Origin of the sequence: Streptomyces antimicrobicus, assembly GCF_020532625.1 — a bacterium.
In the GTDB taxonomy this organism is placed as follows: Bacteria; Actinomycetota; Actinomycetes; order Streptomycetales; family Streptomycetaceae; genus Streptomyces; species Streptomyces antimicrobicus.
The window spans coordinates 1-8,050 of record NZ_JAJAUY010000206.1 but is presented as its reverse complement, the minus strand read 5'-3'; the positions used below and the strand labels follow the sequence as shown (position 1 = coordinate 8,050).

Annotated in this window: 8 protein-coding genes; 3 read left to right on the top strand and 5 right to left on the bottom strand. The window is 73.3% G+C overall.

Annotated features, from left to right (window positions below; genetic code table 11):
- Window positions 1–136 precede the first annotated feature (136 nt).
- Entirely contained in the window at window positions 137–643 is a 507-nt protein-coding gene (locus tag LG632_RS28795; protein WP_226730711.1) for a DinB family protein, read from the top strand.
- Window positions 644–741: 98 nt separating this feature from the next.
- Here LG632_RS28795 and LG632_RS28790 read toward each other — a convergent pair whose 3' ends face one another.
- The gene (locus LG632_RS28790; protein WP_226730709.1) at window positions 742–1,473 is read right to left on the bottom strand and encodes a siderophore-interacting protein; all 732 of its coding nucleotides are present in this window, start codon (window positions 1,471–1,473) and stop codon (window positions 742–744) included.
- A 65-nt stretch (window positions 1,474–1,538) separates the two neighbouring features.
- Here LG632_RS28790 and LG632_RS28785 point away from each other — a divergent pair, with 65 nt between their 5' ends.
- Both LG632_RS28785 and LG632_RS28780 read left to right on the top strand, forming a co-directional pair.
- Window positions 1,539–3,656, top strand: a complete 2,118-nt coding sequence (locus LG632_RS28785) for a penicillin acylase family protein (protein WP_226730707.1) — start codon at window positions 1,539–1,541, stop codon at window positions 3,654–3,656.
- On the top strand, window positions 3,653–4,264 hold the full coding sequence (locus tag LG632_RS28780; protein ID WP_226730706.1) for a GNAT family N-acetyltransferase: 612 nt from the start codon (window positions 3,653–3,655) through the stop codon (window positions 4,262–4,264). Before LG632_RS28785 ends, LG632_RS28780 begins: the two co-directional genes overlap by 4 nt.
- 104 nt (window positions 4,265–4,368) lie before the next feature.
- Here the strand turns inward: LG632_RS28780 and gatB are convergent, their stop codons facing one another.
- The 4 genes from gatB to gatC all read right to left on the bottom strand — a co-directional run bounded on the left by gatB (window position 4,369) and on the right by gatC (window position 7,929).
- Entirely contained in the window at window positions 4,369–5,820 is a 1,452-nt protein-coding gene (gatB, locus tag LG632_RS28775; protein ID WP_374203625.1) for an Asp-tRNA(Asn)/Glu-tRNA(Gln) amidotransferase subunit GatB, read from the bottom strand.
- A gap of 73 nt (window positions 5,821–5,893) precedes the next feature.
- On the bottom strand, window positions 5,894–6,133 hold the full coding sequence (locus LG632_RS28770; protein ID WP_226730702.1) for a hypothetical protein: 240 nt from the start codon (window positions 6,131–6,133) through the stop codon (window positions 5,894–5,896).
- Window positions 6,130–7,626: an Asp-tRNA(Asn)/Glu-tRNA(Gln) amidotransferase subunit GatA gene (gene gatA / locus LG632_RS28765; protein WP_226730700.1), complete on the bottom strand. Its 1,497-nt coding sequence runs from the start codon at window positions 7,624–7,626 to the stop codon at window positions 6,130–6,132. Before gatA ends, LG632_RS28770 begins: the two co-directional genes overlap by 4 nt.
- A 6-nt stretch (window positions 7,627–7,632) precedes the next feature.
- Entirely contained in the window at window positions 7,633–7,929 is a 297-nt protein-coding gene (gene gatC, locus LG632_RS28760; RefSeq protein ID WP_219665718.1) for an Asp-tRNA(Asn)/Glu-tRNA(Gln) amidotransferase subunit GatC, read from the bottom strand.
- Between the last annotated feature and the right edge of the window lie 121 nt (window positions 7,930–8,050).

The window sequence follows — 8,050 nt, the reverse complement described above, 5'->3', positions numbered from 1 at the left end:
TAGAGGCAACGCTCCGCCCCGACCCCGGCCGCAGGCCGAGCCAAGCCCGGGGGCGCCGGGGCCGATTCGGCCCCGGGTGGGGGGACAGCGGGGCGCACCCCTGGGCCCGCCCCGGAACGCCTGGCATGATCACGGCATGGAAGACCATCGCATCGGCCCGCCGCTGGCCGGCGGGGAGCGGGAGACGCTGCGGGCGTTCCTCGACTACCACCGGGCCACGCTTGCCATGAAGTGCCAGGGCCTCGACGACGAGCAGTTGCGGACGCGGTCGATGCCGCCCTCGACGCTGACCCTGCTGGGCCTCGTACGGCACATGGCCGAGGTCGAGCGGCACTGGTTCCGGCGGGTCGTCGACGGGCAGGAGCTGCCGCACGTCTGGTCCGACGAGAAGGACTTCCAGGCCGCCTACGACGCCTCGGGCGCCACCCGGACCGAGGCCTTCACCGCCTGGGAGGCCGAGGTCGAGCACGCCCGCCGGATCGAGGCCGCGGCGGAGTCCCTCGACGTGACCGCCTGGGCGGCCTCCTGGGAGGCGGACGTCTCGCTGCGGCTGGTGATGCTCCACCTGATCCACGAGTACGCCCGCCACAACGGCCACGCCGACCTCCTGCGGGAAGGCGTCGACGGCACGGTCGGAGCCTAGGGGCCGGGGCCCAGGCCGCCAGGCCCGGGCGCAGGGCCCCGGGCCCCGGGCGCCGGCCCGGGCGCAGGGCCCCGGGCCCCGGACCCACGCCTAGGCACTCACGCCGCCCGCCAGTACCCCAGCGCGTTGACGCGCTGCTTGGGCAGGGCCAGGTCCTTGCGCAGGTACGCCGTCAGCGTGCGCGTGGTCGCGGTGTCGCAGGCCAGCCAGACGTACGCCGACTCCGGGTCGGCGATCAGCTCCGGCAGCTGGGACTTGACCTCGGTGACGAGCGCGGAGTCCGCCCGGGCGACCCGGCGCACCTCGTGCCGGTCGGGGTCCACCCGCAGCGGCAGCTCCTCGTCCGAGCCGTGCTGCGTCTCGAACCAGATGGTGGCCGGCGTCCGCGGGTACGCGTCCAGGAGCGAGTTGATGGCCGGCAGCGACGCCGGGTCCCCGATCACGAGCAGCCGCTCGGGCTCCGGGGCCGGCGGCGTGAACCCGGTGCCCTGGACGGTGGCCTCGACGGTGTCGCCGGGCGCGGCCCGCCGCGCCCAGTCGCTCGCGACCCCGTCGTGCAGCGCGAACTCCAGCGCGAAGGTGCCGGCTTCCGGGTCCGGGTCGACCAGGGTGTACGCACGCTGGTGGGGCTTGCCGTCGTTGTCGAACCACAGCCGCACCCACATCGTGGGGTGCAGGGACGCCCCGGCCGCCGCCAGCAGCCCGCCGTCGGACAGGTGGACGCGCCGGAAGTGCTCGGTCACCTCCTCGGCGCCCGTCACCGTGAACGTGAAGTCCTTGCCCCTCAGGAGCTTGAGGACCACGCCCTCCCAGCCCTTGCCCACCGCCATGGCCATCCCTTCCCCTGGGCTTATAGTTAGGCCAGCCTAACCTAAATGAAGCGCAGGGGAGCAGTGTGAGCAGCGACTACGAGGTCTACCGCGACGCCTGGGGCGTCCCCCACCTCCGTGCGGCCGACCCGCTCATCCTCGCCTACGCGCAGGGCCGTACGACCGCCCGGGACCGCGCCTGGCAGCTGGAGGTCGAGCGGCACCGCTCGCAGGGGTCCACCGCCGCGTTCCTCGGGGCGGAGGCCGTCTCCTGGGACCGGTTCGCCCGCCAGGTCCGGCTGGACGACACCGCCCGCCGCTGCTTCGAGGCCCTGGACGCCGACACGGCCGCCTGGGTGCGCGCGTACGCGGACGGGGTCGGCGACGGGCTGGCCGAAGGCGCCGCCCGCGACCCGCGGTTCGCGTCCACCGGCCTGGAGCCGAGCCGGTGGGAGCCCTGGGTGCCGCTGGGCATCTGGCTGTCCACGCACATCCTGTTCGCCGGCTTCCCGACCAAGCTGTGGCGCGACCGGGTCGGGCAGGCCCTCGGCGAGGAGTGCCTGACCCTGTTCGCCACCGACGGGCCCGGCACCGCCGGCAGCAACGGCTGGCTGGTCCCGGGCGAACGCACCGCCACCGGCTCGGCCATCATCGCGGGCGATCCGCACCGCTTCATCGAGGACCCCGGCGTCTACCAGCAGATCCGCCTGGCCTGCCCGGAGTTCGACGTCGTCGGCCTCGCCGTGCCCGGCGTCCCGGGCCTCGGCCACTTCGGGCACACCGGCACCGTCGCCTGGGCCATCACCAACGCCATGGCCGACTACCAGGACCTCTACGTCGAGCAGCTGCGCCGCGAGGACGGGGAAGGCGGGGAACCCGGCACCGGCGCCGGGGGCGGCACCGGCAGCGGCCCCGCCCCCGGCGCCGTCCGCGGGACGACCGTGACCGCCCTCGGCCCCGACGGGCGGTGGCACCCCGTCCACCGCCACACCGAGACGATCGCCGTCGCCGGCGCCGGCGCCGTCGAGGTCGAGGTGCTGGAGACCGACCGCGGCCCGGTCGTCGTCGACACCCCCGAGCGGACCATCAGCCTCCGCTACCCGCCCCGCGTCCGCGCCGACCTCGGCTTCGCCGCCCTGCGCGCCCTGCTGCACGCCCGTACGGTCGCCGATGTCGACCGCGCCGTCGACGGCTGGGCCGAGCCCGTCAACGTCGTCCACGCCGCCGACACCGAGGGCGGCCTGCTGCACCGCGTCGCCGGCGCCGTACCGGAGCGCCACCCCGCCAACCGGCTGCGGCCGGTGCCCGCCTGGGACCCCGCGTACGTCTGGCAGGGCTGGGCGGCGATGCCGGCCGAACCGGTCCAGGGCTTCGCCGTCATGGCCAACGCCCGCGGGATCGCCGCGCCGCTGGGCGTGGAGTTCGCCCCGCCGCACCGGGCCGACCGGATCCGCGAGCTGCTCAGCGGCTCCGCCGACTGGTCCGCCCCGGACATGGCCGCCGTCCACAACGACAACCACCTGGCCTCCGCCGCGCCCGTCCTCGCGCTGCTCGCCACCCTCTCCGGCCTCACCCCGGCCGCCGAGCACCTGCGCCGCCGACTGCTGGCCTGGGACCGCCGCATGGACGCCGACAGCACCGAGGCCGCCGCCTTCGCCGCCCTGCGCACCGCGTTCGCGCGCCGCCTGGCCGGCGACCCGGAGTTCAAGGAGCTGACCGAACCGCCGGCCGGCCCCGAGGTCTTCCACCCCTGGCTGTACCTGCTGCCGCGCATCGGATACGCCCTGGAGGGCCTGCTGACCACGTCCCTCCTGCCCCGGCTCGACCGCGCCGGGCACCTGCGCGGCGCCCTGGAGGACATCGCGGACCAGCCGCACGACACGCCCTGGTCCGCGACCCACCGCCTCGCGCCGTGGGCGGCGCTGCCGGACCCGGAGGCGGTGTGGCCGGGCCTGGCCGGCGACCACGACTGCGTCAACGCCTCGTCCTCGGTCCCCGGGGTCACCGACCTGGCCGCCCGCGGCTCGGCCGCCCGCTACGTGTGGGACCTCGCCCGCCGCGACGACAGCCTCTGGGTGGTCCCCCTCGGCGCCGACGGCGTCCCCGGCTCCGCCCACCACCTCGACCAACTCCCGCTCTGGGCGCGGGGCGACCTCGTCCCCGTCGTCACCGACTGGACCCGTCTCAGCAAGGAATCCGCATGACCACCTCCGCCACCCCCGCCACGTCCTCCACCTCCGCCAGACAGCCCGTCCACACGCAGGCCGTCGAAGGCTTCGGCACCGTCACCCTCACCCCCGTCGACCCCGCGGTCGACGCCCCGCTGCTGCACTCCTGGGTGACCCAGGAACGCGCCCGCTTCTGGGGCATGGCCGGGGCGAGCGTCGAGCTGGTCCAGGAGATCTACGAGGACGTCGACCGCCGCGACACGCACCACGCGTTCCTCGTACGGCTCGACGGGGAGCCGGTCGCGCTGTTCCAGTCGTACGACTGCGCCGAGGACCGCGTCAGCGAGTGCTACGAGGTCCAGCCGGGCGACATCGGCGTCCACCTGATGGTCGGCCCCGCCCGCGACGGCGCCCGGGCCGGCTTCAGCGCCGCCCTGATCTCCGTCTTCATCGCCTACGTCGCCTCCCTGCCGGGCGCCCGCCGCATCGTCGGCGAACCGGACGCGGGCAACACCAAGGCCCTGGCCCGGCTCGAACGCAGCGGCTTCACCCTCGGCCCCGAGGTCGAACTCCCCGAGATCGACCTCCCGGAGGTCCACCTCCCGGCCAAGACCGCCCGCCTGGCCTTCCTGCCCCTGACGTGACCCGACCTGACCTGACCTGACCTGACCTGACCGGCGGCGTGCACGACGGCGGCCCCGCACCCGGGTGGGTGCGGGGCCGCCGTGCGGTGGCCGGGTGGGGTCGGTTACTCCGAGACGCCCAGCTTCTCCAGGATGAGCTCCTTCACGCGGGCCGCGTCGGCCTGGCCGCGGGTGGTCTTCATGACCGCGCCGACCAGGGCGCCGACCGCTGCCACCTTGCCGCCGCGGATCTTGTCCGCGATCGCCGCGTTGGACGCGATGGCCTCGTCCACGGCCGCGCCCAGCGCGCCCTCGTCCGAGACGACCTTCAGGCCGCGCTTGTCGACGACCTCGTCCGGGGAGCCCTCGCCCGCGAGGACGCCCTCCAGGACCTGGCGGGCCAGCTTGTCGTTGAGCGAGCCCTCGGCGACCAGGGCCGCGACCCGGGCGACCTGGGCCGGGGTGATCCCCAGCTCGTCCAGGCCCTTGCCCTGCTCGTTGGCGCTGCGCGCCAGCTCGCCCATCCACCACTTGCGGGCGGCGGCCGAGTCGGCGCCGGCCTCGACGGTGGCGACGATCAGGTCGACGGCACCGGCGTTGAGGATCGACTGCATGTCGTGCTCGTTGATCCCCCACTCCTCGCGGAGCCGGTTGCGGCGCACGCGCGGCAGCTCGGGCAGGCCGGCCCGCAGTTCCTCGACCCAGGCGCGGGCGGGGGCCACCGGGACCAGGTCCGGCTCGGGGAAGTAGCGGTAGTCCTCCGCCTCCTCCTTCACGCGGCCCGAGGTGGTGGAACCGTCGTCCTCGTGGAAGTGGCGGGTCTCCTGGACGATCGTGCCGCCGGACTGGAGGACCGCCGCGTGGCGCTGGATCTCGAACCGGGCGGCACGCTCCACCGAACGCAGCGAGTTGACGTTCTTGGTCTCGCTGCGGGTGCCGAACTTCTGGCTGCCCTTGGGCATCAGCGAGAGGTTCACGTCGCACCGCATCTGGCCCATCTCCATGCGGGCCTCGGAGACGCCGAGCGCCTTGATCAGCTCGCGCAGCTCCGCGACGTAGGCCTTGGCGACCTCGGGAGCGCGCTCGCCCGCGCCGACGATCGGCTTGGTGACGATCTCGATGAGCGGGATGCCGGCGCGGTTGTAGTCCAGGAGGGAGTGGGACGCGCCGTGGATGCGGCCCGTCGCGCCACCGACGTGGGTGGACTTGCCGGTGTCCTCCTCCATGTGGGCGCGCTCGATCTCCACGCGGAAGACCTCGCCGTCCTCCAGCTGGACGTCCAGGTAGCCGTTGAAGGCGATCGGCTCGTCGTACTGGGAGGTCTGGAAGTTCTTCGGCATGTCCGGATAGAAGTAGTTCTTCCGGGCGAAGCGGCACCACTCGGCGATCTCGCAGTTCAGCGCGAGGCCGATCTTGACGGCGGACTCGACGCCGATCGCGTTGACGACCGGCAGGGAGCCCGGCAGACCCAGACAGGTGGGGCAGGTCTGCGAGTTGGGCTCGGCGCCCAGCTCGGTGGAGCAGCCGCAGAACATCTTGGTCTTGGTGCCGAGCTCGACATGGACCTCAAGGCCCATGACGGGGTCGTACGCCGCGAGGGCCGCGTCGTACGACAGGAGTTCAGTGACGGTCACGGTGAAACTTTCCCTCTCAGCCCAGCAGGACGTCGTCGTCGCCCAGGCGCTTGAGCTCCCGGTACAGGATGGCGAGGCCGGTGACGATGGCGGCGGCGGACACCACGGCGTCGACCAGCAGCAGCTTGTCGGACTCGACGCGGGCCTTGCGGGCCTGCTTGATCACGCTGATGGCACCGAACGCGGTGGTGCCGATCGACAGGTACGTGCCGGACTTGGACTTCTTGAAGCCCTTGGCCTTGGACAGTGCGCTCACAGCGACGGTGCCTCCTCCAGCAGCGGGTGGCCCCAGCGCTGGACGAACGCGGCCTCGACCGCGGCGCCGACCTTGTACAGGCGGTCGTCCTTCATGGCGGGGGCGATGATCTGCAGACCGACCGGGAGGCCGTCCTCCGGCGCGAGGCCGCAGGGCAGCGACATGGCGGCGTTGCCGGCCAGGTTGGTCGGGATGGTGCACAGGTCGGCGAGGTACATCGCCATCGGGTCGTCGGCGCGCTCGCCGATCGGGAAGGCGGTGGTGGGCGTCGTCGGGGAGACGATGACGTCGACCTGCTCGAAGGACTTCTCGAAGTCCCGGGTGATGAGGGTGCGGACCTTCTGGGCCGAGCCGTAGTACGCGTCGTAGTAGCCGGAGCTGAGCGCGTACGTGCCGAGCATGATGCGGCGCTTGACCTCGGGGCCGAAGCCGGCCTCGCGGGTCAGGGCCGTGACCTCCTCCGCGGACCGGGTGCCGTCGTCGCCGACGCGCAGGCCGTAGCGCATGGCGTCGAAGCGGGCGAGGTTGGAGGAGCACTCGGACGGCGCGATCAGGTAGTACGCCGCCAGCGCCAGGTCGAAGGACGGGCAGTCCAGCTCGACGATCTCGGCGCCGAGCTCCTTGAGCAGCTCGACGGACTCGTCGAAGCGCTGCATCACGCCGGCCTGGTAGTGCTCGCCGCGGAACTGCTTGACCACGCCGACGCGCATGCCGGCGACGGAGCCGTTGCGGGCGGCCTCGACGACCGGCGGGACCGGGGCGTCGATGGAGGTGGAGTCCAGCGGGTCGTGACCGCCGATGACCTCGTGCAGCAGCGCCGCGTCCAGGACCGTACGGGCGCAGGGGCCGCCCTGGTCGAGGGAGGAGGAGAAGGCCACCATGCCGTAGCGGGAGACACCGCCGTAGGTCGGCTTGACGCCGACGGTGGCGGTGACGGCGGCCGGCTGGCGGATGGAGCCACCGGTGTCGGTGCCGATGGCGAGGGGGGCCTCGTACGCCGCCAGGGCCGCGGAGGAGCCGCCGCCGGAGCCGCCGGGGATCCGGGTGAGGTCCCAGGGGTTGCCGGTGGGGCCGTACGCGCTGTTCTCGGTGGAGGACCCCATGGCGAACTCGTCCATGTTGGTCTTGCCGAGGATGACGACGTCCGCTTCCTTGAGCTTGCGCGTCAGGGTGGCGTCGTAGGGCGGGATCCAGCCTTCGAGGATCTTGGAGCCGACGGTGGTCGGGACGCCCTTGGTGGTGAAGATGTCCTTCAGCGCGAGCGGGACGCCGGCCAGCGGGCCCAGCTTCTCGCCGGCGGCGCGCTTGGCGTCGACGGCGCGGGCCTGGGCCAGGGCGCCCTCGCGGTCCACGTGCAGGAAGGCGTGGACCTTCTCGTCCACGGCCTCGATGCGGGCGAGGTGGGCCTCGGTGACCTCGACGGCCGTGAGCTCGCCGGAGGCGATCTTCTCGGCGATCTCGGCCGCGGTGAGCTTGATGATGTTGTCCGCCATGGTCTGTTAGTCCTCCCCCAGGATCTGCGGCACCTTGAAACGCTGCTGCTCCTGTGCCGGGGCGCCGGAGAGCGCCTGCTCGGGGGTGAGCGACGGTCGGACCTCGTCCGCGCGCATGACGTTCGTCAGCGGCAGCGGGTGGGAGGTCGGCGGGACGTCTTGGTCGGCGACCTCGGCGACGCGGGCGACCGCGCCGATGATGTCGTCGAGCTGGCCGGCGAAGTGCTCCAGCTCTTCGTCGGCGAGTTCCAGACGCGCCAGCCGAGCGAGGTGGGCGACCTCCTCGCGCGTGATGCCAGGCATGCAGCGATCCTCTGGGTGAGTGTGTAGTTTCGGGGCCAATCCTATGGGGCTCGGCCCCGGCCCGCCGAAACGACCGACGCCACCCCCCACCGGACCCCTTCCGACTCCCTCCCGAAGCACC